Origin of the sequence: Parafannyhessea sp. LCP19S3_B1 (assembly GCF_052121955.1) — a bacterium.
Taxonomy (GTDB): domain Bacteria; phylum Actinomycetota; class Coriobacteriia; order Coriobacteriales; family Atopobiaceae; genus Parafannyhessea.
The window spans coordinates 61,182-86,797 of record NZ_JBQKDH010000003.1 but is presented as its reverse complement, the minus strand read 5'-3'; the positions used below and the strand labels follow the sequence as shown (position 1 = coordinate 86,797).

General features: G+C 66.1%; 24 protein-coding genes. 8 read left to right on the top strand and 16 right to left on the bottom strand.

Annotation, left to right across the window (positions count from 1 at the left end):
* Window positions 1-82: 82 nt before the first annotated feature.
* Window positions 83-1,114: a glycosyltransferase family 2 protein gene (locus ACTQWE_RS02100; protein ID WP_441855453.1), complete on the bottom strand. Its 1,032-nt coding sequence runs from the start codon at window positions 1,112-1,114 to the stop codon at window positions 83-85.
* Window positions 1,115-1,178: 64 nt separating this feature from the next.
* A complete protein-coding gene (gene glf, locus ACTQWE_RS02095; RefSeq protein ID WP_170104033.1) occupies window positions 1,179-2,378 on the bottom strand; it encodes a UDP-galactopyranose mutase in 1,200 nt (399 codons plus the stop codon).
* Between the two features lie 203 nt (window positions 2,379-2,581).
* Between glf and pta the strand changes: the two genes are divergently transcribed.
* Entirely contained in the window at window positions 2,582-3,559 is a 978-nt protein-coding gene (gene pta, locus ACTQWE_RS02090; protein ID WP_441921220.1) for a phosphate acetyltransferase, read from the top strand.
* 118 nt (window positions 3,560-3,677) lie between these two features.
* Here the strand turns inward: pta and ACTQWE_RS02085 are convergent, their stop codons facing one another.
* From ACTQWE_RS02085 to pckA, 5 genes are all read right to left on the bottom strand, one after another.
* A complete protein-coding gene (locus ACTQWE_RS02085; protein WP_170104031.1) occupies window positions 3,678-4,667 on the bottom strand; it encodes a DUF5692 family protein in 990 nt (329 codons plus the stop codon).
* A gap of 57 nt (window positions 4,668-4,724) precedes the next feature.
* A complete protein-coding gene (locus tag ACTQWE_RS02080) occupies window positions 4,725-5,318 on the bottom strand; it encodes a TetR/AcrR family transcriptional regulator (RefSeq protein ID WP_170104030.1) in 594 nt (197 codons plus the stop codon).
* A gap of 258 nt (window positions 5,319-5,576) precedes the next feature.
* Window positions 5,577-7,400: a [FeFe] hydrogenase, group A gene (locus ACTQWE_RS02075; protein WP_441855458.1), complete on the bottom strand. Its 1,824-nt coding sequence runs from the start codon at window positions 7,398-7,400 to the stop codon at window positions 5,577-5,579.
* Window positions 7,394-9,199 carry an NAD(P)-binding protein gene (locus ACTQWE_RS02070; protein WP_235927335.1) on the bottom strand — a complete coding sequence of 602 codons (1,806 nt, stop codon included), beginning with the start codon at window positions 9,197-9,199 and terminating at the stop codon, window positions 7,394-7,396. Before ACTQWE_RS02070 ends, ACTQWE_RS02075 begins: the two co-directional genes overlap by 7 nt.
* A gap of 200 nt (window positions 9,200-9,399) precedes the next feature.
* Complete coding sequence (pckA, locus tag ACTQWE_RS02065) at window positions 9,400-11,001, bottom strand: phosphoenolpyruvate carboxykinase (ATP) (RefSeq protein WP_170104028.1); 1,602 nt, start codon at window positions 10,999-11,001, stop codon at window positions 9,400-9,402.
* Between the two features lie 157 nt (window positions 11,002-11,158).
* Between pckA and ACTQWE_RS02060 the strand changes: the two genes are divergently transcribed.
* Window positions 11,159-12,040: an aldose 1-epimerase family protein gene (locus ACTQWE_RS02060; RefSeq protein ID WP_441855460.1), complete on the top strand. Its 882-nt coding sequence runs from the start codon at window positions 11,159-11,161 to the stop codon at window positions 12,038-12,040.
* A 180-nt stretch (window positions 12,041-12,220) separates the two neighbouring features.
* On the opposite strand, the gene ACTQWE_RS02055 is transcribed toward ACTQWE_RS02060, so the two are convergent.
* From ACTQWE_RS02055 to rnd, 6 genes are all read right to left on the bottom strand, one after another.
* Complete coding sequence (locus ACTQWE_RS02055) at window positions 12,221-13,399, bottom strand: acetate/propionate family kinase (protein ID WP_441855462.1); 1,179 nt, start codon at window positions 13,397-13,399, stop codon at window positions 12,221-12,223.
* 148 nt (window positions 13,400-13,547) lie between these two features.
* Entirely contained in the window at window positions 13,548-13,895 is a 348-nt protein-coding gene (locus ACTQWE_RS02050) for a histidine triad nucleotide-binding protein (protein WP_441855464.1), read from the bottom strand.
* Between the two features lie 45 nt (window positions 13,896-13,940).
* Window positions 13,941-14,210 carry an exodeoxyribonuclease VII small subunit gene (gene xseB / locus ACTQWE_RS02045; RefSeq protein ID WP_441855466.1) on the bottom strand — a complete coding sequence of 90 codons (270 nt, stop codon included), beginning with the start codon at window positions 14,208-14,210 and terminating at the stop codon, window positions 13,941-13,943.
* A 26-nt stretch (window positions 14,211-14,236) separates the two neighbouring features.
* Window positions 14,237-15,664, bottom strand: coding sequence for an exodeoxyribonuclease VII large subunit (gene xseA / locus ACTQWE_RS02040; RefSeq protein ID WP_441855468.1), 1,428 nt, complete (start codon window positions 15,662-15,664; stop codon window positions 14,237-14,239).
* A 2-nt stretch (window positions 15,665-15,666) separates the two neighbouring features.
* Window positions 15,667-16,353: a zinc metallopeptidase gene (locus tag ACTQWE_RS02035; protein ID WP_441855470.1), complete on the bottom strand. Its 687-nt coding sequence runs from the start codon at window positions 16,351-16,353 to the stop codon at window positions 15,667-15,669.
* A 192-nt stretch (window positions 16,354-16,545) separates the two neighbouring features.
* On the bottom strand, window positions 16,546-17,676 hold the full coding sequence (rnd, locus tag ACTQWE_RS02030) for a ribonuclease D (protein WP_441855472.1): 1,131 nt from the start codon (window positions 17,674-17,676) through the stop codon (window positions 16,546-16,548).
* A 126-nt stretch (window positions 17,677-17,802) separates the two neighbouring features.
* Between rnd and ACTQWE_RS02025 the strand changes: the two genes are divergently transcribed.
* The 6 genes from ACTQWE_RS02025 (at window position 17,803) to ACTQWE_RS02000 (ending at window position 21,747) form a co-directional block, all read left to right on the top strand.
* Window positions 17,803-18,741, top strand: a complete 939-nt coding sequence (locus tag ACTQWE_RS02025; protein WP_170104017.1) for a diacylglycerol/lipid kinase family protein — start codon at window positions 17,803-17,805, stop codon at window positions 18,739-18,741.
* Window positions 18,742-18,806: 65 nt separating this feature from the next.
* Window positions 18,807-19,526 (top strand): acyl-[acyl-carrier-protein] thioesterase, encoded by a 720-nt coding sequence (locus ACTQWE_RS02020; RefSeq protein ID WP_441855474.1) that lies wholly within the window; start codon window positions 18,807-18,809, stop codon window positions 19,524-19,526.
* Window positions 19,526-19,960 carry a (deoxy)nucleoside triphosphate pyrophosphohydrolase gene (locus tag ACTQWE_RS02015; RefSeq protein ID WP_441855476.1) on the top strand — a complete coding sequence of 145 codons (435 nt, stop codon included), beginning with the start codon at window positions 19,526-19,528 and terminating at the stop codon, window positions 19,958-19,960. Before ACTQWE_RS02020 ends, ACTQWE_RS02015 begins: the two co-directional genes overlap by 1 nt.
* Before the next feature lie 44 nt (window positions 19,961-20,004).
* Entirely contained in the window at window positions 20,005-20,298 is a 294-nt protein-coding gene (locus ACTQWE_RS02010; RefSeq protein ID WP_170104012.1) for a hypothetical protein, read from the top strand.
* Between the two features lie 77 nt (window positions 20,299-20,375).
* A complete protein-coding gene (thyA, locus tag ACTQWE_RS02005; RefSeq protein WP_170104010.1) occupies window positions 20,376-21,224 on the top strand; it encodes a thymidylate synthase in 849 nt (282 codons plus the stop codon).
* A gap of 7 nt (window positions 21,225-21,231) precedes the next feature.
* Complete coding sequence (locus tag ACTQWE_RS02000) at window positions 21,232-21,747, top strand: dihydrofolate reductase (RefSeq protein ID WP_441855479.1); 516 nt, start codon at window positions 21,232-21,234, stop codon at window positions 21,745-21,747.
* Window positions 21,748-21,800: 53 nt separating this feature from the next.
* Here ACTQWE_RS02000 and ACTQWE_RS01995 read toward each other — a convergent pair whose 3' ends face one another.
* The 3 genes from ACTQWE_RS01995 to ACTQWE_RS01985 form a co-directional block, all read right to left on the bottom strand.
* Window positions 21,801-22,721 carry a PLP-dependent transferase gene (locus ACTQWE_RS01995; RefSeq protein ID WP_441855481.1) on the bottom strand — a complete coding sequence of 307 codons (921 nt, stop codon included), beginning with the start codon at window positions 22,719-22,721 and terminating at the stop codon, window positions 21,801-21,803.
* Between the two features lie 110 nt (window positions 22,722-22,831).
* The gene (gene thrS, locus ACTQWE_RS01990) at window positions 22,832-24,601 is read right to left on the bottom strand and encodes a threonine--tRNA ligase (RefSeq protein WP_441855483.1); all 1,770 of its coding nucleotides are present in this window, start codon (window positions 24,599-24,601) and stop codon (window positions 22,832-22,834) included.
* A gap of 550 nt (window positions 24,602-25,151) precedes the next feature.
* On the bottom strand, window positions 25,152-25,583 hold the full coding sequence (locus ACTQWE_RS01985) for a zinc ribbon domain-containing protein (RefSeq protein ID WP_090846166.1): 432 nt from the start codon (window positions 25,581-25,583) through the stop codon (window positions 25,152-25,154).
* Window positions 25,584-25,616: the final 33 nt, after the last annotated feature.

Here is a 25,616-nt window from a genome sequence, read left to right as displayed (position 1 = left end):
TCGGCACGCTATCCGGCACCCGCTCCTTGCACGCGGCTCTCGCGCGTCGCACGGCGTGCTGCGTGCGGCGACACGTGCGCGGCTAGTTGAACTTGACGAGCTTCTGGGCGGCCTTGTACAGACCGATGGTGGTCTTCTCGCCCACCTTGGTGGGAAGGTTCGTGAACGTGCCGACGACGCCGTGCTTCGCGTGACGGTACATGCGCGGGTCGTACGCCTTCAGCTCCGCCCAGAGCTTGTCGAGCTCGTCCATGGCGTCGGGGCGGTCCGAGAGGCGCGAGAACACGGAGCAGATCGCCATGATGATGGTGAAGTAGCTCAGCATGTAGCTGCGGAGCTTCGCGCTCTTGATGTCGTCGTAGAGGTGGTACGACTTCATCATGACGCGCGCGACGCGCCAGTAGTGGTCGATGCGCGAGGTGAGGACCTTCTCGTTGACGGACTGGTCCTCGCGGCCGATGAAGTAGCGGTAGAGGTCGACCGGAAGGTAGTACAACGTCTTGCAGCGTGGGAACGGCACGTACGCATAGATGTTGTCCACGTAGAACGTGTGGGGCGGCATGGGCAGGCCGCCGTCGCGCAGCACGTCCGCACGATAGCAGAGCGAGTGCATGAGCAGGTACTTGCTCATGCTGAAGTGGCCGATGTCGTCCCAGGTGAAGATCTTGTTCTTGGGGAGCGCCTCGTAGCTCACGTAGTTCTGCTTGCCGTCCTCCACGTGCTCGTACACGTAGTTGGATATGACGAGATCCACCCTCGTGCCCAGCTCCTCGAAGCGCCTGAGCTGCCTCAGGAGCGCCTTCAGCGCGTCCGCGTCCACCCAGTCGTCCGAGTCGACCACCTTGTAGTAGGTGCCCTCCGCGTTCTCGAGCCCCTTCATGACGGCGATGCCGTGTCCGCCATTCTCCTGGTGGACCGCCTTGACGATGCCGGGGTACCGGCGCTCCCAGTCCTGCGCCTTCGCGAGGGTGTCGTCCTTGGCGGAGCCGTCGTCCACGACGATGATCTGGACGTCCTCCGCGTAGTCGCTGCCCTCGAGGATGGACGAGATGCAGTGGTCCATGTACGCGGACGAGTTGTAGCAGGGTATCCCGAAGCTCAGAATCTTGTTCATATGGTTCCTACATGCCAAAAGCCGGCCGACGCGCAAGCGACGGCCGGCACCCTATCGATTGTTCCTAGTGGTTCGAGATGAGGTCGTCGGACAGCTCGAGCGCCGAGGCCGTGACGCCGTCCATGTCGTAGTAGCGGTACTCCGCGAGCCTGCCGACGACGTGGAAGTTCAGGATGTCCTCCACGCGCGCCTTGTAGCGCTTGTACAGCTCGATGTTCTGCGGCTCGTTAATGACGTAGTACGGGGTCTCGCCCACGCCGGGCAGGTACGTCCTGGAGTACTCGCGCAGGATCGTGGTCTTGCCGGGAACGACCTGGCCGGTCATGTTCTTGAACTCCGTGATGCGGGTGAAGTTCTCGGACACGGTGTAGTTGACGGTGCCGACCGGCTGGAACTGGTCCTCGTCCAGGGTCTCGAACACCATGTCGACCGTGCGGTACGGAAGCGCACCGAGGTCGAAGCCAAACAGCTCGTCGAGGGCGCCCGTGTAGATGACCTCGCCGCCGTACGGCTGGCCGCACACGTTGACGTGACCGTCGCCCAGGGAGAGCAGGTCGCGGGCGTCCACGTCCAGGAACACGGAGATGAGGTCGTGGTCGAGCATGTGCTCGAAGAGGTCCGTGTACGAGACGGCGGGCATGCCCTGGTGCGGGGCCTTCGGGAAGTAGCGGTCGTCGTCACCGACGAAGACGGGCACGCGGCCCATGACGGACGGGTCGATCTGGTCGGGCGTCTTGCCCCACTGCTTCATGGTGTAGTGCAGGAAGACGTTCTCGTACACGTAGTCCGCGACCTCCGCGAGCTCGGGGTCGTTCTTCTCCCTGAGGTCCATGATGGGGACCTTCTTGTCCTCGCCGAAGGCAGCCACGAGCTTCTGGTACAGGTGCTCGCCCTTCTCGTCGCCAAACGCGAGCTTCAGGGACTGGTGGTTGAAGGGCACGGGCATCAGCGTGCCGTGGATGTTCGCCAGCACCTTGTGGTTGTAGTCCGTCCACTCCGTGAAGCGCGAAAGGTACTCGTGCACGCGCTCGCTCTGGGTGTGGTAGATGTGCGGACCGTACTTGTGAATCAGCACCCCGGCGTCATCCAGGCAGTCGTACGCGTTGCCGGCGATGTGGTCCCTGCGCTCGATGATGGCAACCTTGTCGCCGCAGGCCTCCGCAAGGCGACGTGCGCAGACAGCGCCGGCGAATCCCGCGCCCACGACGATGACGTCGTAGTTCTGGGGGTTGAAGCCCTCGGGAAGACCTTTGGTGATACCCATGTCGATTGATTCCCTTCATGTACCGGCGCCGCCATCCACGGCAGCAACCATTGCTCTGGCCCGCGCGCGGCGGGCGTTCACGGAGCCGATTCTATCACGAGGGCATATAATACAGGACTGCCGGGGAAAATACCCAGCCGACGTGCACAATCGTCGTTCAAGTGCGTGGCTTTGGCCGCGCGTGGCAAGGCAAAGGAGCTTTAATGAGCGATTTTCTGGAAAGAATGAAGAAGGCTGCCAAGTCCAGCAAGAAGACGATCGTCCTGCCCGAGGGCGAGGATCCCAGGACCATCGAGGCCGCGAAGAAGATCGTCGCCGAGGGCCTGGCGAACCTCATCATCCTAGGCGACCCCAGCAAGATCGACGTGCCGGGCGTCACGGTGATCGACCCGCGCAACGCCGAGAAGCACGACGAGTACGCCGCCGCCTTCGCCGAGCTCCGCAAGAAGAAGGGCGTCACGCTGCCCGAGGCCATGGAGCAGATGAACGACGCCACCTACTTCGGCACCATGATGGTCAAGATGGGCGACGCCGACGGCCTGGTCTCCGGCGCCTGCCACTCCACCGCAAACACGCTGCGCCCGGCGCTGCAGATCCTGAAGACCGCCCCCGGCACGAAGCTCGTGTCTGCGTTCTTCATCATGTGCACCGACAAGGCGGAGTACGGCGAGGACGGCACCCTGCTGTTCGCCGACTGCGGCCTGAACATCGACCCCACGGCGGACGAGCTGTCCGAGATCGCCATCGCGTCCGCGGGCTCGTGGGAGAAGTACATGGGCACCCAGCCGAAGGTGGCCATACTGTCCTTCTCCACCATGGGCTCCGCCAAGGGCGAGGTGCCGACGAAGGTCCAGGAGGCGACCGAGCTCGCCCACGAGAAGGCGCCCGAGCTCTCCGTCGACGGCGACCTGCAGCTCGACGCGGCGCTCATGCCGTCCGTCGCCGCGCTGAAGGCCCCGGGGTCTGCCGTCGCCGGCAAGGCGAACGTCCTGGTCTTCCCGGACCTCGAGGCCGGCAACATCGGCTACAAGCTCGTCCAGCGCTTCGCCGGCGCCCAGGCGTACGGCCCGATCCTGCAGGGCATCGCGAAGCCGGTGAACGACCTCTCGCGCGGGTGCTCCGCAGACGACATCGTGGGCGTCGTGGCCATCACCGCGGTCCAGGCCCAGATGGCAGAGTAGCCGCCACTAAGCGACCCGCGCACGCGCTCCGTGCGCAACGGGGGCGCCGCCGCAGACCACGTGCTGCGACGGCGCCCCCACTTCTTTATGTCATGCCCGCAAGCGCGGGCGCGCGGGCCTACGCCACGTCGGCGCGGCGGGCAGTTGCCTGCTCCCAGTCGCGCGTGCCGCGGAAGACGTCCTGCTTGTACGGGTTCACGCCAAGCTTCTTCGCGCGGTACGCGATGTAGCAGATGGCCGCGACGTTCGCCGCGAGCGCGACGACGGAGACGGCGGTCGCGACGGCCGGGTTCAGCGTCGAGTGCGTCACGAAGACGGACTTCTCCTGGAACGCGGGAAACACCTGGGCGAACATGCACCAGATGGCAAGCGTGTTCGCGCGGTTCTGGATCCAGGCGCCCTTGTTCCACAGGGCGTTGGCCACCGTGGGCGCAAGCAGCAGGGCAAGGCCGCAGTACCAGGCGTGGTGCGGCAGGCAGTTGTAGGTGTAGCAGAAGTTCCAGACGTCGTACGCCACGATGAAGACCCACGTCATGTCGGGCCAGAGCATGTCGCGGCCGTCCTTGGAGGAGTACACGCTCCACCACGCCGTCATGCAGAAGATGTTGATGAGGCCCGCGACGCCGTTGAACACGTTGTTCCAGCCGGCAAGCTGCTTGGCGCCCTCGGACGTGACCCACGTGGACTGGCCAAGCGCGAAGTAGTGGTACGCGCTCTCGAAGTCGGAGCACACGGCGATCAGGATGTTGATGGCGACGATCACGAACGGGAAGGCGCGGAACCACCTGGCCTTGCCCAGCTTCCCCCACTCGTACTTGATCGCCATGAAGCCTATGCAGCCGGCGAGCGCGGCATACACCTTCGCGTAGTGGAACCAGCTGTTCTGGTACACGTGCGTCGGGTTGGTGAGCGCCCACTGCTGGCCCTGGGCCACGCCGACGGCGATCGCGACGCAGTACACGGTCATCGCGACGGGCAGCACGCCAAACATCACGATTCCGCCGAGCTTTGACCTGCGGGCGAACTCGTTGAGCACGATGAGCCCCACGAAGACCATCACCCAGCCCAGAAGCTGGAACGGCAGGTTGGCACTGTGGTCGAACAACATGACACTTCCCCTCTCGAGAGGCTGACAGGCACGTGCAAGCCGTCGCGCGCGGCGCGGCTAGTCCGCGGTGTTGGTTGGGTCGAGGTCTAGGTGGAGCGTGTCGGAAATCAGGTCCGCCACGAGCTCGTCCGGCGCCTCGGGATGGGTCCTCATGTAGCTCATGAGGCCGATGATCAGCAGGTAGAACTCCTCGTAGGGATGGCGCACCTCCACGTGGTGGTAGCACGCGTACTCGGGCACGACCACGGACGAGAAGTACGTGGCGAGCGTGCTTGCGACCTGTTGGCTGAAGCGCTGGTAGAGCTGGGCGTTCTGGCTCTTGCGAAGGTCGGTGCGAAACGAGTCCCTGTCGAAGAGGTGCAGCCTCAGCATGGCGACGCAGCTCCCGAGCGCGCCCGCGACGTCGCCGCGCACGCGCTTCTCGTCCCACTGCCGCACGGCCTCCACGAAGCCCTGCACGTATCCGTCCAGGATGGCGGCTGTGACCTCGTCCTTGTGCGTGAAGTAGTGGTAGAACAGGCTTCGCGTCATGCTGGCGCGCGCCGCGATGTCCGTCACGGAGGTGCGGTCGATGCCGCGCTCCTCGTACAGCTCGCGTGCCGCGCGGACGATCTGCTCGCGCCTTGCCTCCGCCGCCTCTGCCTTCGACATCGCCACCTCCTTCGCTGACACCGTGTCAACTTACGCCCAGATGGTATATGTGAAGGGTCTGTGTAGCAACGAACAGTTTTGACAATGTGTCAACATACGCCGCCCACCGAGCCAAATCGTGCGTTCGTAGGCACGCCACGTACCAACGGAACGCCGAGAAGCACAAGGGGGCGGGCCGGAGCATCCACCCCGGCCCGCCCTCGCCTGCCTCGTTGGCCTATGCCTCGCGGTCGCGGCGCCCATGCGACGCCGCGCGGGCTACTCCCCCGCCGCGGGCGCCTCCTCCGCCTGGCGAATCCACTCCGCAGGCATCATCCAGCCGTGCTGGTCCGTGTGCAGGAGCCTCTCGGCGCGCTCGCTCATGGGCTCGCCAAAGTACTCCTCGTAGCACCTCACGATGTCCGGATTCTCGTAGGAATTGCGATACTTAGCCACACGGTCCAGGCCGTACAGCACCTTGCCGCGCGCTCCCGCGAGCTCCTCGCCGTCGTGTATGGGCTGCCCGCCGCCGCCCACGCAGCCGCCGGGACATGCCATGACCTCGGCAAAGTCGTAGCTCACCTCGCCGCTCAGGATGGCGTCGCACAGCTCCTTCGCGTTCTGCAGGCCGGACGCCACCGCGACGCGGACCTTGGTGCCGTCCATGTCGAACGTGGCCTCCTTCCAGCCCTTCAGGCCCCTGACCTCGTCGAACATGTCGTCCTTCGGCACCTTGCCCGTCACGATGTGGTACGCGGTCCTCAGGGCCGCCTCCATGACGCCTCCTGTCGCGCCAAAGATGATGCCGGCGCCCGTGCCATAGCCAAGCGGCTCGTCAAACGGCTCGGGCTCTAGGTTCGCCACGTCCACGTGGTCGGCGCGCAGCATGCGCGACACCTCGCGCACCGTCAGCACGCAGTCCACGTCCGGGTCGCCGCACGCGTCGTTCATGTTGGGGTACGCGCACTCCGCCTTCTTCGCGACGCACGGCATGATGGACAGCGAGAAGATCTTGTGCGGGTCGATTCCCAGCATCTCGGCATAGTAGCTCTTCACCACCGCGCCAAACATCTGCTGCGGGCTCTTGCTCGTCGACACGTCGTCCACCAGCTCCGGGTAGTGCGCCTTCACGAAGCGCACCCAGCCCGGGCAGCACGACGTGAACATGGGGAAGCCGGAGCCGCCGTTCGCGTTCCTGCGCATGTGCTCCAGAAGCTCGGTCCCCTCCTCCATGATGGTGAGGTCCGCCGAGAAGTCCGTGTTCACGATGTAGTCAAACCCCATCGGGCGCAGCGCCGCCACCATGTGCTCGATGGTGGCCTTGTCGTCCGAAAGCCCCCAGTGCTCGGCCCAGCTCGTCCTGACCGAGGGCGCTATCTGCACGATCGTGGTGACGTCCGGGTCGGCGAGGGCGTCATACACGCGCATGACGTCGTCGCGCTCGCGCAGGGCGCCCGTCGGGCAGTGCGTGATGCACTGGCCGCACAGCGTGCAGTCCACGTCGTGGATGTTCGCGCCGCCGGCAACGTCCACCAGGGTGTGGGTCGCGCGGTTCGTGATGCCCCAGACGTGGGAGGCCTGCACCTTGTCGCAGATCTGGATGCAGCGCATGCAGCGTATGCACTTGTCGTTGTTGCGGATGAGCGGGAAGTCGTGCGGCCACGGGGTGTTCGTCAGGATGCTCTTGTACGGGAAGTCGATGATCCCCAGGTCGTTCGAGACCTCCGCCAGCTTGCAGTTGCCGCCCCTCGCGCACGTGGTGCACGTGGTGTCGTGCTGCGCCAGCAAGAGCATCACGTTCTCGCGGCGCGCGAGGCGCACCTTCGGGCTGTTCGTCTTGATGCTCATGCCGTCCAGCACGTAGTTGTTGCACGAGGCCACCAGCTGGTCCACGCCCTCGACCTCGACCACGCACACGCGGCACGAGCCGATCTCGTTGATGCCCCTCAGGTAGCAGAGCGTCGGGACGTTCTGGCCCGCCTTGCGGCACGCGTCCAGAATCGTCGTGTTGCCGGGCACCTGCACCTGCTTGCCGTCGACCGTGACGGTCACGATCCTCTCCGCGTCCCTCGCGAAGACCTTCGTCTTGAGCTGCTCTACCATTCCACGATCCTCCCGCCACGGAACGCGCCGTACCCAAAGTGGTCGCAACGCAGGCACCTGGAGCACTCCTGCATGACCTCCTCGGTCGTGAGGCCGTTCTCGATCTCGTCAAAGTCGCCCTTGCGCTCCTCCGCCTCGCGGAAGGTGGTCTCGCAGCGGCCGCACTCCATCTTCCCCTGGAACTGCACCTGCGGGATGTCCACGTCGAGCTCGATCTTGTGCTCGAAGCCCAGGTAGCCGTCGATGTTGCCCGCCGCGACCTTGCCGGCGTTGATCGCGCGGATCACCGTGGCCGGGCCGGTCTGGCAGTCGCCTCCCGAGAACACGCCGTCGAGCCCCGGTACCTCCGCCGCGGCGTCGGTCACGATGCGCCCCCACTTCGTCTGGACGCCATGCTCCTCGAACGGCTTCGAGTCAATCGCCTGGCCAATGGCCACCATCACGCGCTCGCAGGGGATGGTCACCTCCGGCTTATCCGCAGGACGCGGAGAAGGACGGCCCCTCTTCACCTCGCCGATGATCTGGGGCTGCACCACGAGCCCGTTCACCTTGCCGTCCTCGCCGACGGAGATGCGCAGCGGCGCGTTAAGCTCCAGCAGCTCGCAGCCCTCCGCCTGGGCGCCGGCGATCTCCTCGTCCTGCGCGGTCATGTCCGCCACGCGACGGCGGTAGATGATGGAGACCTTCTCCGCGCCACAGCGCACGCTCGTGCGCGCGACGTCCATCGCGACGTTGCCGCCGCCCACGACGCACACGCGCTGTCCGGTGTAGTCGGGCATCTCTCCGTCGCCCACGGCCCTCAGCATCTGCACGGCGGACTCGACGCCGTCGGCGTCCTCGCCCTCGAGCCCGAGCTTCTTGTCGGCGTGGGCGCCGATCGCCAGGTACACGGCATCGTACTTCTCGCGCAGTGCCGCGACGTCCGTCACGGACGTGTCGAGCTCGACGTCGATGCCGCGGTCCAGGATCCACTGGATCTCGCCCTCCAGGCGCTCGCGCGGGAGCCTGTACGCCGGGATGCCGTAGCGCAGCATGCCGCCAAGGTGGTGTCGCTGCTCTAGGATCGTGACGTGGTGCCCCATGAGCGTGAGGTAGTAGGCGCAGCTCAGGCCGGCCGGGCCGCCGCCCACGACGGCGATCCTCTTTCCGGTGGGCTCCGCCATGCTGGGGGCGTAGTCCCCCTCCATGTGCTCGCACGCGTAGCGCTTGATGGCGCGGATGTTCATCGGGTCGTCGACCATGCCGCGGCGGCAGTTCATCTCGCACGGGTGCTCGCACACGAGGCCGCAGACCAGGGGCAGCGGGTTGTCCTTGCGGATGAGCCTCACGGCGTCGGTGTTCCTGCCGGCGCGCACGAGCGCGATGTAGCCCGGGATGTCGACGCCAGCCGGGCATCCGGACACGCACGGCACGAGCTGGGACTGCGTAAACCCGCAGGCGCGCTGCGTGACGTGGTGAACGAAGTCGTCGTGGAAGCCGCGGATGGCCTTCAGCGCCATCGCACCCGCCTCGTAGCCGATGGCGCAGTCGGCGGACAGGTAGATGCTCCTCGCGAGCCTCTCGATGTCATCCAGCGTCTGCATGGTGGCCTTGCCGGTGAGCACGTCCGACAGCATGTGCCGAAGCATCCTCAGGCCCACGCGGCACGGCGTGCACTTTCCGCAGCTCTGCGTCGAGCACATGTCGACGAAGGCCATCGTGAACTCCACCGGGCAAGGCGCCAGCGAGCTCACCGCAAGGCGCCGACCAACCGCATCGTGCAGCTCGTCCATGATCTGCTGCGCCTCGCTACGTTCCATTACGTGCATTCTTGCCATAGTTCCCCCAATCGTGGCAAGTCGTCGGGAGCCTCGACGGCTCCCAAAAAAACAGGGGGACGCCGGACAGCGCCCCCCTCAATAACCTATATGACTAGCGATTGATGGTCATTTATTCGTCGGTAAGATGTCAAAATTCGACGGTGAACAACCAATTTGATGCAATCTCCGCCGCGGTTTCGCTACTTTGACAGAGGATGCGGGCCTGCCGCACGCACCTCCTCCGTCATGGAGGTCAGGCGCTTCTGGGCGTTCTCCTCGAACATGCGCGCGAGCTTCTCCGCGGTCCTCTCGTATGCGTCGCCGTCCGCCCACGTGGCCTTCGGGTTCAGCAGCTCCGCGGGAACGCCGGGGCACTCCGTCGGCACGTCCACGTTGAAGCGGTCGTCGTGCACGAACTCGCACTCGTCGATGATGCCGGACTGCGCGGCCTCGACCATGCGGCGCGTGTACTTCAGCTTCACGCGGCTGCCCACGCCGTAGGGGCCGCCGCTCCAGCCGGTGTTCACCAGGTAGACGCGCGTGCCGCCCGTGCTGATGCGCTTGCCGAGCATCTCCGCGTACACCATGGGGTCAAGCGGCATGAACGGCTCGCCAAACAGCGACGAGAACGTGGGCGTAGGCTCCTTGATGCCGCGCTCCGTGCCGGCGACCTTCGAGGTGAATCCGGTCATGAAGTGGTACATGGCCGAGTTCTCGTCCAGCTTCGAGATCGGGGGCAGCACGCCAAACGCGTCGCACGTCAGGAATATCACGACGTCCGGGGTGCGCTTGGCGACGCCCCTCACCACGGCGTTGTCGATGAACTCAACGGGGTATGCGACGCGACCGTTCTCGGTGAGCGACGTGTCGAAGTAGTCGGGCTTGCGGGTCTTCGCGTCGATCACGACGTTCTCGCAGATGGAGCCGAACTTGATCGCGTTGAAGATCTGCGGCTCGGTCTCGGGCGTAATGTTGATGGTCTTCGCGTAGCAGCCGCCCTCGATGTTGAAGACGGAGTCATCCGCCCAGCCGTGCTCGTCGTCGCCAATGAGGAGCCTGTCCTCCGCGGCGGAAAGCGTGGTCTTGCCGGTGCCGGAAAGCCCAAAGAACACCGTGGTGCCGTGGCTGCGGGGGTTCATGTTGCACGAGCAGTGCATGCTCAGGACGTTGTTCTCGACCGGGAGCAGGTAGTTCATCATCGAGAAGATCGACTTCTTGATCTCGCCGGAGTACTGCGTGCCCACAACAAGGATCTCGTGGCGCTCGAAGTTCAGGAGCACCGCGGCCTCGGAGTTCGTGCCGTACTCCTTCGGGTCGAGCTTCAGCATCGGGGCTGCCATCACGACGAAGTCAGCGTCGCCAAAGTCCTCGAGCTCCTCCTCCGTCGGGCGCACGAGCATCTGCCTCATGAAGAGCGCCTGGCTCGCGAGCTCGCACAGGCCCAGCACCTTGCGGGCGTAGCGGCGGTCGGCGCCGGCCAGCGCGTGGACCATGAAGATTCTGCGCTCCGATAGGTAGCCGATGACCTCCGCCCTGATCTTCTCGTACCCCTCGACCGTAAACGGCACGTTCACGCTGCCCCAGGCGATCTTGTCGTGAACGTCCGGCGTGTCGACGATGAAGCGGTCGTGCGGGGAGCGGCCCGTGTACGCGCCCGTGATGACGCGCAGGCTACCCGTCTCCGTGAGGGTTCCCTCTCCGCGCTCGAGCGCCTTCTCGACGAGCGCCGCCGTGGAGCCGTCTATGACCGTCCTGTCATCGGTGTGGTTGATGCCGTACTTTGCAAGCTCCTCAATTACCATTGGACCTCCAAAAGACGAACATGGACTCTTCACATATGACATTTTGAACCTATTACCGGCAAGTTAGAAGAGAGTTTACAATCAAGTCATCCGCAAGATTCGGCGGCCGAGAAGATCTGCCATCCGCGCCTTGGGCCGCATGCCAGAAGGAGGAGTCATGTCGTTGCACTCGTGCGAGGCCGGCGGCCTCGCGTTCACGGTCGATTCCAAGGGCGCGCAGCTCATGAGCCTGCGCAAGGACGGGCGCGAGTACCTGTGGCAGGGAGACCCCACGTGGTGGCCGCGCAGGGCGCCCGTGCTCTTCCCCATCGTCGGCAACATCCGCGACGACCGCGCCCACTCCCGCGGGGGCGAGGTGCGCCTGGGGCGCCACGGCCTCGCGCGCAACTGCGAGTTCGACGCGCTGGATTCCACGGACGGCACGCTCGCGTTCCGCCTTCGCTCCTCCGCCGCCACGCGCCAGTCCTTCCCGTACGACTTCGAGCTCGACATGACCTACGCGGCCGCAGACGGACGCCTCACCCAGACGTTTGCGGTCACGAACACCGGCGACTCTCCCCTGCCGTTCGTGCTCGGCGGACACCCCGCGTTCAACGTCCCCGTCGCCGGCGACGAGGGCGAGTCCTTCTCGGACTACCGCCTCGAGTTTCCGCGGCCGTGGACGTACGCGAGCCCTCGCATCGACACGTCGACCGGCCTGCTGAACTTCCAGGACCGCTTCCAGCTCCTGGAAGACGCCGACACGCTCGCGCTGACGCACCGTCTGTTCGACGTGGACACGCTCGTGTTCGAGGACGTGCCCGACCGCTCCGTGCGGCTGGTGGGACCCGCCGGCCACGGCATGCAGGTCGACTTCGACGGCTTCGACTACCTGGGCGTCTGGTCCGCCGCAAACGACGCGCCTTTCGTGGCGCTCGAGCCTTGGACCGGCTGCGCCACCGCGACCGACGAGGACGACGAGTTCGAGCACAAGCGCGGCATGACGACGCTTGCGCCGGGCGAGAGGCGCGCGTGGTCGTTCTCGCTCATGCCCCTGTAGGGCCGCGCCCATTCCAAGCGAGCGTCCGCGCGGCGCGCAGAGACGCTCCGCGACCTTGCACGTGAGATTTCGCCCAGACAACGGGCCGGCACGACAAAGGGCGGATGGCGACCCGTATCACCATCCGCCCCGTTTCTTGCGCTCTTCTCGCCCAGCGGCCCTTTGGCCGAAGGCTGAGTTCTAGCCGAGCAGCGCCTCGACGTCGAGGGCGATCATGAGCTCCTCGTTCGTCGGGACGACGAGCACCTTCACCTTGGAGTCGTCGGTGCTGATGACGCGCGGCTCGTCGGAGCGGACCTCGTTGGCCTTCTCGTCGATCTTGACGCCGAGCCACTCGAGCTCCTTCGCGACGCCCAGGCGCATCTCGGCGGAGTTCTCGCCGATGCCGGCCGTGAAGACCATGGTGTCGAAGCCGTGCATGGACTGCGCCATCTCGGCGATGAGCTGGCTCGTGCGGTAATAGAACATGTCGAGTGCCATCTGGCAGTTGGCGTCACCGTTGTGCGCGCCGGCCTCGATGTCGCGCGAGTCGGACGAGACGCCGGAGACGGCGAGCAGGCCGGACTGCTTGTTCATCATGGTGTCGACCTCGTCCACGGAGTAGCCGCCGACGCGCTGGAGGTAGCAGACGGTGGCGGGGTCGATGGTGCCGCAACGGGTGCCCATGATGAGGCCGTCGAGCGGCGTGAGGCCCATGGTGGTGTCCATGTCGTGGCCGTCCTCGATTGCGGAGAGGGACGCGCCGGAGCCGAGGTGGCAGGAGACGAGCTTGTGGACGTCGCCGTTCAAAAACTCGCTCGTGGTCTTCCAGATGTAGCGGTGAGAGGTGCCGTGAGCGCCGTACTTGCGGATGTGCAGCTTGTCGACCACGTCACGCGGCAGCGCGTAGCGCCAGGCCTTCTCGGGCATGTTGTAGTGGAACGAGGTGTCGGCGACGATCACGTTGCCGATGGAGGGGAACATCTCGCGGCAGATCTCGATGACGTCGGCCTCTGCGTAGTTGTGCAGCGGCGCCAGGGGCGCGACCTCGCGCACCCAGCCCAGGGTCTCGTCGGTGACGACCTTGGACTCGGGGAAGTACCAGCCGCCCTGAACGACGCGGTGGCCGATGCCCTCGATCTTGTCGGTGTCGAAGCCCGCCTCAGCCAGGATGTCGAAGACGTGCTTGATGGCGGTCTTGTGGTCAGGGAGGGCGACCTCCAGCTTCTGCTTGCCGCCGTCGTTCTCCTCGTGACCGATGAAGGAGCCGTCGATGCCGATGCGCTCGCAGTTGCCCTTTGCATAGACCTTCTTGGTCGTGGTGTCGAGCAGCTGGTACTTCAGCGAAGAGCTGCCGGCGTTGATCACGAGTACTATCATGAGTCTCCTCTCGCGCGGTGCATGACCGCATAGCTTCGATAAGCCCAAATGACTAAAGAACCTTGGACATATTAAACCCGCAGCACCTCTTTCGCCACAGGAAAAAGGTGCCGCGGGCCATAGCTCCACCATATCCGTGGAGATCAGGCTAGATGATCCTCTCGCCGAGGGGCTCTCCGCCCAGCACGTGCATGTGCAGGTGCATGACCGTCTGGCCCGCCGCCTCGCCGGTGTTCGCGATGACGCGGAAGCCGGTCTTGTCGATGCCGGTCCTCTTCGCGACCTCCTTGATCGCGTTCGCCATCGCGGCGAGGACCTCGCCGGGAACGTCGTCCACGATGTTGTCGTAGTGGTCCTTCGGCACCACGAGCACGTGCACCGGGGCCTGGGGGTTCATGTCCTTGAACGCGCACACGAGGTCGTCCTCGTACACGTAGTCGGACTCGATGTCGTGGTTCGCGATCTTGCAGAAGATGCAGTCGTCCTTCTTGGCCATGCTGGCACTCTCCCTTGCTTGCGTTCTCCGCCTGCCGAAAGCCGTCTAGTCGTCCAGGAACGCCGTCGCCGGCGCCGCGGTGCTGTCCGCCTTCACGTCCGTGTCGGACGCGTCCATCAGCACCTGGACCTTCTGCTCCGCGTTCGCGAGGCGCTCGCGCAGGCTCTTCAGGAGCTCGACGCCCCTCGTGTAGCGCGCGAGCGACTCCTCGAGCTCCAGATCGCCCACCTCGAGCGACCTCACGATCTGCTCCAGCTCGATGGAGGCCTCCTTGAAGCTCATCTCGTCAATGTTCCTGAACTCGGTCTCTGCCATGTCTCCTCCAAGTTGCATGCGTTACGTCAGCGTTCCGGTGCGGATTTCCCCGCGGTGTCGACGGTGCTCACCGTCGCCTCGAACGAGCCCTTGCCCAGAAGCACGCTCACCGCGTCGCCGGGGGCGAGCCTCGAGGCGTCGCTCACGACGTGGCCGGCCGGCCCCCGCGCGATCGCGTACCCCCTGCCGAGCACCCTCAGCGGCGAGAGCGCGTCCAGCTGTCCCGCCATGCGCGCAAGCCCGCTCTCGTACGGTGCGAGCAGCCTCGTTCCCAGCACGCCGAGCGCGCGTCCGCTCTGGGACACGCCCTTCTCGGCACGAGCGAGCGCGCCCGGCATGGCGCCTCGAAGCGATCGCGCGTCGCCCTCGACGCCGTCCGCAAGACGGGAGATCAGCCGGGGCATCGAGGCCGCGAGACGCTCCTCCGTCATGTTGAGCTGGGCGGACCTGTCCTCGATGGTGGCGTACGGGTCCGTCAGGCACTTGCGCGACGCCATGGACTCCACGTACAGGCGCCTCTTGTCGAGGTACGCCCGCATCGCCACGCGAGAAGAGCCGTCCAGCTGGTCGACGGCCGCGACGTCTGACCTGACGATGCCCTGCATGGTGCGCACGAGGCGCGTCCTGCGGTCCTCTATCATGCCCACGATCTCCTCGAGCGCGGGCGCCACGGACTCGGCCGCGGCCGTGGGCGTGGAGCAGCGCCTGTCGGACACCATGTCGCAGATGGACGTGTCCGGCTCGTGCCCGATGCCCGTGACGACGGGCACGGGGCTGGCCGCGACGGCGCGCGCAAGCGCCTCGTCGTTGAAGGTCATGAGGTCCTCGAAGGACCCGCCACCCCTTACGAGCAGGATGGCGTCCGGCCGCGCCTCCGCGGCGACGCGAAGCGCGCGGATGATCGTCGCCGGCGCACCGGGCCCCTGCACGGAGCAGCCGACCTCCTGAATCTGGACGAGGGGGTTTCGCCGCGCGAGCGTGCGCTTCACGTCGTCGATCACGCTGCCGGAGAGCGACGTCACGACGCACACGCGCGTGCAGAAGCGCGGGATGGGCCTCTTGCGCTCCTGCGCCATGAGGCCCTCTGCCTCGAGCCTGCGCGCGAGCTCCGCGACCTTCTGCCTGAGTGCGCCCTCGCCCGCGAGGCTCACCGTGCGCGCGACGAACGAGAGCCTGCCCGAGCCCTTGTACACGTTGAACTTGCCGCCCATGACGACCTTCAGGCCATCCCTGAGCGCAAAGCCGCACTTCTGGTACGTGCCGCGCCACACGATGGCGTCCATGGCGGACTGGTCGTCCTTCAGCTGGAAGTAGCAGTGCCCAGAGCGCGCGTTGGGGCCGCGGAAGCCGCTGACCTCGCCCGTTACGACGAGCGAGGGTATGGCGTCCACGTGCGCGCCGGCGACGGTGACCGCCTCGTGCACCGAGAGCGGCCCCTCCTGTGCAGCACCCACGGCTAGTTCCTGTCGCCCGTGCGTCCGAGCAGGTACAGCAGCTGGAGCACGGAGATGAGGGCCGCGGCGACGTACGTGAGGGCCGCGGCCGTCAGCACCTGGCGCGCGCCGCGCTCGTCGATGCCGCCGCCCGCCGTGGAGAGGTAGCGCACGGCCCGGCGCGACGCGTCAATCTCGACCGGGAGGGTCACGAGCTGGAACAGCACGGAGAACGCGAAGAACGCGACTGCGAGCTGCGTGAGGCCGGCGATGCCGAGCACCATGCCGATGACGAGGACGATCGCCCACGTGCGCGACGTGAAGTTTATGACGGGCACGAGCGCCGTGCGAAAGCGGCCGAACGCGTAGCCCTTCGCTGTCTGGACCGCATGGCCGGCCTCGTGGCACGCGACGGCGACGGACGCGACGGAGCCCCCCTCGTAGTTCTCGCTCGAGAGGTGCAGGTTGTTGTCGCGCGGGTCGAAGTAGTCAGTCAGGTGGCCGTCGACGGTGCCGATGCCCACGGACGAGGCGCCGGACGAGTCGAGCATGGCGCGCGCGACCTGGGCGCCGGTCTTGCCCATGGACGCCGGCACACGCGACCACTTCTTGTACTGGGTGTTTATGTAGGACTGCGTGATGCCGCCCAGGACGATGGAGAGGATGATGATCCCTAGGTAGGCGTAGTCCATGCCGTAGCCGTAGTACATGTGATTCTCCGATCTAGTAGACGTATGGAGTCCTTGTACCCAACGCGGTGGACACAAATTCCCCCGGAGCCGAACCCGTAACGCAATCGGGGCCGCGCCGCAGCACCCAAACAACAAATCGCGATTTGCTGTAAGCCGCGTCGCCGGTCGGGCTCGCCGCGCGCGAATCCGGCACGAGAGGCGTGCCCGAGGCTACAGCAGCTCCACCCTGCCGTCCTTCACGGTGAGCCCGACGCTGCCGGAAAGCAGCCCCTCCAGCTCACGTCCGGCAAGCTCGTAGCGCCACGACTTCATGAGCCGCGACCCCTTCCTGCCGCTCGCGACGTCGAGCAGGTCGTCCCTCGTCGCGATCACCTGCGTGGCGACGCCGCTCTTCTCGGATATCAGGCGGAGCATCGCGTACATGAGGTCCACGACGCTCTCCGTCTCGGCGGACGGGCGGTCGTGGCGCTTCGTCTGGGGGTAGTCGTCGGGCGGGCACGCGACGCCGCGGCCCACGGCGTCGACCATGCCCTGCGCGTCCTTCGCGCTCAGCTGCTCCGTGCCGCGGATGCGGCGCAGCCTGTCCACGGAGCGCGGCACCCGCTTGCACGACTCGATGATGACCTCGTCGGACACGACCCACTTGCGCGGGATGTTGCGGTCCGCCGCGACCACGTCGCGCCACGCGCTCACCTCGCGCGCGACGGCAAGCTGCTTGCGCGTGAGCGAGCCGGAGCGCTTCAGGTGCAGGTACGCGAGCTCCGGGGGGCGCGAGAAGTGCTCGCGACTCGTGACCTCGGCCATCTCGGGGGCAATCCACGATATCCTGCCGCGGCGCGTGAGCTCCTCCGTCATCTGCCGGTATATGCCGGGCAGGTAGCGTACGTCGTCCTCCGCGTACTGCAGCTGCTCGGGGTCGAGGGGGCGCCTCGACCAGTCCGTGAGCGACTCCGCCTTCGGGAGCCTCACGCCGCAGCACGCCTCCACGAGGGCGCCGTAGCCTATCTGCTGGCGGTAGCCCAGAAACGCGGCCGCGACCTGCGTGTCGAACACGGGGGCGGGGATGCAGCCCATCTCCTCGAGGATGACCTCGAGGTCCTGGGTGCAGGCGTGGAACACCTTCGTGATCGACTCGTCCTCGAACAGCGCCCGCAGGCTCGAGAGGTTGCGGATGAGGATGGGGTCTATGGCCGCGGACTCGTCCTCCGTCGCGACCTGGATGAGGCACAGCTTGGGATAGAAGGTCTTCTCGCGCAGGAACTCCGTGTCGACGGCAAGCACCCGCGAGGATGAGGCTCGCTCGCAGAACGCGGCAAGCTCCTTTGAATCAGATATATACACGCAAGCTCTTTCGTTGATTGTGTCAGCATTCGCCCTGCGCCGACGGGCGTTACGCTATCCTTTGTGGATATGGCTCGCGACGTCGGCGCGACTACACCATGATACATAACAAGGCGGGAGGGCACCGTGCGCATCCTCATCGTTCACAACCTCAAGTCGGGCATGAGCTCGATCGACGTATTCGACTTCGTCCACGCGCTCATGCGCGAGGACGACGAGATCGTCATCCGCGGCCTCGACTCCAACTCGCAGGGCGAGGAGGAGCTGCGCGACGCGGAGTCCTTCGACCTCGTCGTCGTTTCGGGCGGCGACGGCACCGTGACGAGCCTGCTGTACGAGCTGCGCGACCGCAACGTCCTGACCTGCGTCTTCCCCTCTGGTACCGCGAACCTCGTGTTCGAGAACCTCGCGAACGCCCCGGAGCCCGCCTCCATCGCGAAGGCGTGCCGCGACGGCTACTTCGTGCGCGCGGACTTTGGCGAGATCTCGTGGACGGACACGGACGGCAACAGCGACTCGCGCGGCTTCGGCCTCATGGCGGGCTCGGGCTACGACGCCGTGCTCATGCGCGAGGCCATCCCCAACAAGCAGATCATAGGCGAGGCCGCGTACTTCACCGCGGCCCTCGCGAACGCCCACCCCAAGGTGGAGCACTTCACCATCACCGTCGACGGCGAGACGTTCGAGCGCGACGGCATCGCCTGCATCGTCGCGAACACTGCCAAGATGCAGGCCGACATCCAGATCGTGCCGGACTGCTCCATGTCCGACGGCAAGCTCGACGTTATCGTGCTCGAGACCTCCGATGCCGTCCAGCTGCTCGTCCCCATCTTCACGGGGCTCTTCGACAAGCAGGCAAAGGGCGGCAGGCCCTTCATCGAGCACTTCTCGGGCAGCGAGATCGAGGTGAGGTCCGACTCGCCCATCCCCATGCAGGTGGACGGTGACACCATCCCCGGCATGGTCATGGGCTACAAGGCCCACGTCATCCCCCGGTGCAACAAGCTCGTCGTCGACCAGGCGAGCCCGTACTTCGACCGCAGGAACCGCGTCGAGCTGGGATAGCACAACGGAGCAAGAGCGCCTTGGCCCCCGGAGTCCGGGGGCCTTTGCGATGCGATAGGAGACAGATGTACACGTTCGAGAGCAGGGTCCGCTACAGCGAGTGCGCAAGCGACGCGCGGCTGTCGCTTCTGGGGCTCGTCAACTACCTGCAGGACTGCTCGTGCTTCCAGAGCGAGAGCCTTGGCATCGGCCTAGACGACATGAGGAGGAACCACTATGCGTGGTTTCTCTCCGCCTGGCAGATAGAGATCGAGGACCTGCCGCGCTTCAACACGCCCATCGCCGTCAGCACGTGGTGCTACGGCGTGAAGCGCCTGCTCGCTAGCAGGAACTTCACCATATCGGACCAGGACGGCACCCCGTACGTGCGCGCGGACTCGCTGTGGTTCCTGTTCGACACGAAGCTCGGCCGGCCCATCAAGTTCCCGGAGCCCCAGATGGCCTACCTGGAGGACACGCCGCGCCTGGACATGCCACCCACGCGGCGCAAGATCGACGTCGAGGGCGACTTCGCATGCGCTCCCGCGCTTACGGTGACGCGCCAGCACCTGGACACGAACGGCCACGTCAACAACGCGCAGTACATCCAGATGGCGCTCGACGCGCTCGAGCAGACGGGCCAGGCCCTCGTGCCGTGGCGCATCACGGTGCAGTACGAGTCGATGGCGCTCTTGCACGACATCGTGGAACCGCAGGTGTTTCGCTCCGAGGGCGGCCGCACGGTCAGGCTCGCGCGGCCGGACGGAGAGCCGTACGCGATCGTGAGGATAGAGGTGCGCGACTGATGGGCACGCAGGACGACAGGCCAGTGGTTCGCGTGGTGGCGGCGGTCATCTGGAGGGACGACCGCGTGTACGCCGCCCAGCGCGGATACGGCGACATGAAGGACGGCTGGGAGTTCCCCGGCGGCAAGGTCGAGAAGGGCGAGGCGCCGGAGCAGGCGCTGCGCCGCGAGGTGAGGGAGGAGCTTGGCTGCGAGCTGGGCGGCGTGTTCTACCTTGACACCGTGGAGCACGACTACGACGACTTCCACCTGAGCATGGACGTGTTCGCGTGCACCCCCGCCGCGGGCGAGGCGCCCCACTCGAGGGAGCACGAGGCGGAGCGCTGGCTTACGCGCGACGAGCTTCTGGACGTGGGGTGGCTCCCCGCGGACCGCGACGTCGTCATGAGCCTGGGCATGAGCTGGGACGAGGTGTTCACGGAGGGGCGCCTGTAGCCGCAGCTGCTATGATAGTGCCCTGAGTTAGAGAAAGGATATACATGCCAGACACCCAACCGGTCGCGAGCGACCAGACGAGCATGGCCCAGGCGGACGCCGCGACGCGCCCCGCAGTGATAGAGACGGCATCGGCCACGACGTCGCCGGACAACGCGAACTCCGGCGCGAAGCCGGTGGTGATCGCCGCGGTCGGCGTGGTGGTCCTTCTCCTTCTGGCGAACGCGCTTGGAGGGTTCGTCGCGGGCGTCACGAGGTTCGCCCTCCTGAACGAGCTGGGACGTCACTCGGACACGATTGAGCTTGACGTGCCCGACGGCGCGTACGGGGTACTCTGACGACTCCGACGCATGGAACACCTACGACGACCAGGACGGCTGATGGAGCCAGGGCAGCATCCACGAAGGAGGCACGCATGAGCAAGGCTGACGACATCTTCATCTCCATGTGCCGGGACATCATCGAGAACGGCACCACGACGGAGGGGCAGAAGGTCCGCCCGCACTGGGAGGACGGCACGCCGGCGTACACCATAAAGCAGTTTGGCGTGTGCAACCGCTACGACCTGCGCGAGGAGTTTCCCGCGCTCACGCTCAGGCGCACGGCGCTCAAGAGCTGCATGGACGAGGTCCTGTGGATCTACCAGCGCAAGTCGAACAACATCCACGACCTGAAGCCGCACATCTGGGACGAGTGGGCAGACGAGGACGGGTCGATCGGCAAGGCGTACGGCTACCAGGTGGCCCAGGTGAGCCACTACGCTGACGGCGACTTCGACCAGATGGACCGCGTGCTGAAGGACCTGCGCGAGAACCCGTTCAGCCGCAGGATCATGACGAACCTGTACACGTTCTCCGACCTGTCCGAGATGCACCTGTACCCGTGCGCGTACAACGCGATCTACAACGTGACGGAACGGCCCGGCGACGACAAGCCCACGCTGAACATGGTGCTGGTGCAGCGCAGCCAGGACGTGCTTGCCGCGAACAACTGGAACGTGTGCCAGTACGCCATCCTTCTGATGATGGTGGCGCAGGTGAGCGACATGCACGCCGGCGAGCTGGTTCACATGATCGCGGACGCCCACATCTACGACCGCCACGTCGACATCGTGCGCGAGCTCATCAGCAGGCCGACCTACCCCGCCCCGAAGGTGCGCCTGAACCCGTACGTGCACGACTTCTACGACTTCACGACCGACGACCTCATCGTGGAGGGCTACAGCCACGGCCCGCAGGTGAAGGACATCCCCATAGCGATCTAGGAGGACCATGGACGCCATCGTTTCCGTCACGCGCGACTGGGCCATCGGCAAAGACGGCAGGCTGCTGGTCCGCAACAAGGCGGACATGCACCGCTTCGTGGAGCTCACGCGCGGCTGCACCTGCGTCATGGGCCGGAAGACCTACGAGAGCTTCCCGGGAGGTCCTCTCAAGGGCCGCCGCAACGTGATCGTGACGCACGACGCCGCCTACGTGCCGCCCAAGGCGGAGGACCTCCCCGCGGGCACGACGGTGGACGTGGTGACGTCTCCGCAGGCCGCGCTCGACGCGACGTCCGCGGACGCGCGCGTGTGGCTCATAGGCGGCGAGTCGCTGTACCGCGCCCTTCTTTCCCGCTGCTCCAGCTGCTACGTCACCAGAAACGACACGGTGGTGCCCGGCGCGGACGCGTTCTTCCCAAACCTGGACGAGGACCCTTCGTGGGTGCTCGCCGAGCGCGAGGACGGCGGCGTCACGAAGGCGGGCGTCGCGTTTGACTTCGCGCGCTACGACAGGCGCGCGTAGCGTATAGCACGGACGGGCACGGGGCCGTCCGTCCACTACGATGGCCGCAGGGCCTACGGGCGGAGAAGAGCCTCCGCCGCGGCCACGAGCTCCCTCGCGTCCCCACAGCCGCACTCGACCCTGAGCCACGCGCCGCCCGCGGCCGTGGCCAGGCGCCGCACGCGGCTTGCCGTGGCGCCGGGCACGTATCGTCCGCACAGGTCGACGGAGCCGTCCACGCCGCGGCCCACCGCGCGCCACGCGACGTCCGCATCCACGAGCACGTCGACGGCGGGACCGAAGCCGTCCTCCAGGTTCGCGGCCGCGGCCTCGTACGAGGGGTCGTCCGTGAGGCCGGGGTAGCGCACGTCGCGCACCACGGGGTGGCAGCGCAGGTATGCCGCCATGACCTGCGCGACGTCGTTCGCGCGGCGGCGGCGCTCGTCGAAGGTCGCCATGCCGGCCGCAAGCGCGCGCAGCCGCTGCCCGTCCGGCACGGGCAGCGCAGACGCCACGTCCGCCATGCCGGCGCAGCCATCCCTTCCCTGCAGGGCCTCGCGGCGGAGGCCCACCATCGCCATGCCGCAGCCGGGCTGGCAGATGACGCGGTCGAGCGAGGCGAGGGCAACGTCCGCCCCCAGCCTGCCGGCGGGGCATCCCAGTGCGGACGTCAGGCTCACGTCAACCGCAAGCGGAATGCGCTCGGCGGCGGGTGCCTCGTCACGGCGGCGCGCCAGCGTCCGCACGTCGCGCATGCGGATGGGCGTCCCGCCGAGGGGCTCCACCACGGCCGTCGGGTCGATTCCCAGCCGGCGTGCCACGTCCGCGACGTCCGGCGCCGCAACGACCCACGCGCGGCTACGGCCGCCAAGGGCCCGGGCAAAGGTGCGGCATGCGTCCTGCAGGGTCTCCCCCGCCACGGCGTCGCGCCCTTCTCGCCCGGCTTGCGGCGCGTCCATACGTGCCGCGTCCGTGCGCGTTTGCTCCTGTCCCATCGCTCTCCCCTCCCGTCGCGTTTCGCCCGAGCGGCGCACGTGTGCCGCCGTCGCAAAAGGGGCCGCCCCGCGGGACGGCCCCTGTCTTGCCATGAGGTTGTCGCAGCAACCTAGCCGCGGCGCTCCTTAATCTCGGCGCAGATGCCCTTCACGAAGTCGGTCAGGTCGCGCTGCGTGGTCTCGTTCGTCGCGCGGTCGCGGACGCTGATGTTGCCGGCCTCCTTCTCCTTTTCGCCCAGGATGAGCATGTAGGGGACGCGGTCCACGGAGCGGGCCTCGCGGATCTTGTAGCCGATCTTCTCGTCGCGGTCGTCCACCTTCACGCGGACGCCGGCGTCGCGCAGCGTCTGCGCGACCTCGTTCGCGTAGTCACGGGTCTTCTCGCTCACGGGGAGCACCTTGACCTGGCAAGGCGAGAGCCACGTGGGGAACTTGCCGGCATACTGCTCGATGAGCATGCCGATGAAGCGCTCGAAGCTGCCGAAGCCCGCGCGGTGGATCATGATCGGCTGCTTCTTGGTGCCGTCCTTGTCCACGTACTCAAGCTGGAAGTTGTGCGGCAGCTGGAAGTCGAGCTGGATGGTGCCGCACTGCCACTCGCGGCCGAGGCAGTCCTCCAGGTGGAAGTCGATCTTGGGGCCGTAGAACGCGCCGTCGCCGGGGTTGAGCTTGTAGTCCACGTGCATGGCCTCGAGCGCCTTCTTCAGGCCCTCCTCCGCGCGCTCCCAGTCCTCGTCGGAGCCCATGGAGTTCTCCGGGCGGGTGGACAGCTCCACGCGGTACGGGAAGCCAAACTGCGCGTAGTACGCCGTGATCAGGTGCGCGACGTCCGTCACCTGCTCCGTGATCTGGTCCGGACGGATGAACAGGTGGGCGTCGTCCTGCTGGAACTCGCGCACGCGGAACAGGCCGTGCAGCGCGCCCTTCAGCTCGTGGCGGTGGTCGATGCCGGCCTCGGCGAGCTTCAGCGGCAGGTCACGGTAGCTGCGCGGCTTGCTCTTGTAGATGAGGCACGCGCCGGGGCAGTTCATCGGCTTGATCGCGTAGTCCTCGTCGTCGATCTTCGTGGTGTACATGTTCTCTTTGTAGTGGTCCCAGTGACCGGAGGTCTCCCACAGCTTGCGCGAGAGGATGATCGGCGTCTGCACCTGGTCGTAGCCGTACTTGTCCTGCATCTCCTGCCAGTACTGCATGAGGGAGTTGCGGATGCGCATGCCGTTGGGCAGCCAGAACGGGAAGCCGGGGCCGGCCTCGTTCATCATGAAGATCTCCATCTCCTGGCCGATCTTGCGGTGGTCGCGCTTCTCGGCCTCCGCCAGCAGGGCAAAGTGCTCGTCCATCTCCTGCTTGTTGCGGAAGGCGACGCCGTTGATGCGGGTGAGCATCTTGTTCTTGCTGTCGCCCTTCCAGTACGCGCCAGAGACGCCCGTCAGCTTGAACGCCTTCAGCGCCTTCGTGTACAGGATGTGCGGGCCCACGCACATGTCAACGTACTCGCCCTGCTTGTAGAACGTGATGCGCGCGTCCTCGGGAAGGTCGCCGATGTGCTCCACCTTGTACTTCTCGCCGCGCTCCTCCATGTGCTTGATGGCCTCCGCGCGCGGGAGCTCGTACGTCTCGAACTTCAGGTTCTCCTTGCAGATCTTGCGCATCTCGTCCTCGATGGCCGGGAAGTCGTCCTCGGAGATCTTGGTGCCCTCGGGAAGGTCGATGTCGTAGTAGAAGCCGTTGTCCGTGGCGGGGCCGTACGCGAAGTCCGCCTGGGGGTACAGGCGCTTGATGGCCTGCGCCATGATGTGCGCCGCGGAGTGACGAAGTACGTGGAGCTCCTCGTCGGCGGGAACCTCTCCCACGTGACCGTCGTTGTAAAGAACCTTCATGCTCGCAACCTTTCGTGTGTGGGGCGTGCCCGCCATGGGTCCCGCCCTCAGACATTGCCGTGAAATGATGTAAGTGCCGTGTGATGACCTTGCTCATACCAAGGGAGAAGAGCGTGCGCGCCCGGCCGAAGCCCTGGGGTCAACGCAGCGCGGCGCCTGCCGCAAGACAGCGCGTGGCCGTCCCATCGAAAGGACAGGCGCCTAGATAGTCGTCGTAGTGATGGTGGGAATACCGTTCGCGTTGGCGCGACTCGCGCGCGTGCGTGGGCAGAACCTGTACTCGTCACTGTTCGAACGCATGACCTGACGACTCCCCCGTGCCTGACGGCACGACTTGCGTTTGCCGACGGCCCACGGCCGTTCGCAAACCAATTACAGACGTGACTACTTTACAACAGCTTCGTGCGATATGTGGCCGCGACCTCCGCGTCAGCCAAAAGCCACATGCGCGGGCACGCGAGGCGGCCGTGCGCCCGGCACAAGAAGGGCACCGCGACTTGCGCGGTGCCCTTGCGGGTGACTTCCTTGTGCGACGCTATCGGATGTCGCGCTACTGGATGCGGGTGCGGCAGTACGGGCACACCTTCCAGTCCGCGTTCAGCGGGCGGTGGCAGGTGGGGCAGACGTTGCGCACCTGGGTGTTGCAGATGGGGCACACCACGAAGTCGCGGTCGATGGGCGCGCCGCACTTGGGGCAGATGCCATAGTGGCTGAGCTGGTGCTCGCGAAGCGCGATGTCCAGGTCCTGCTCCTCGCGGTCCACCAGGTAGGAGCTGGGACGCAGGATCACGTACGCCAGAAGGCCCACGATGGGGATGATGGAGATGACGGCCCACAGCCACCAGGGCTCCGCACCGCGGCGCTGGGCGTCGCGGATGACGTAGACGATGGAGAGGATGTAGAGCATGACAAGGCACGCAACCATGAGGTAGAGCACCATGCGGACTTCGGGCGTAATCAGCTGGTCGAGAAGCTCAGACATGTCTTAGTGACCTTTCTTATTTGACATACGTGC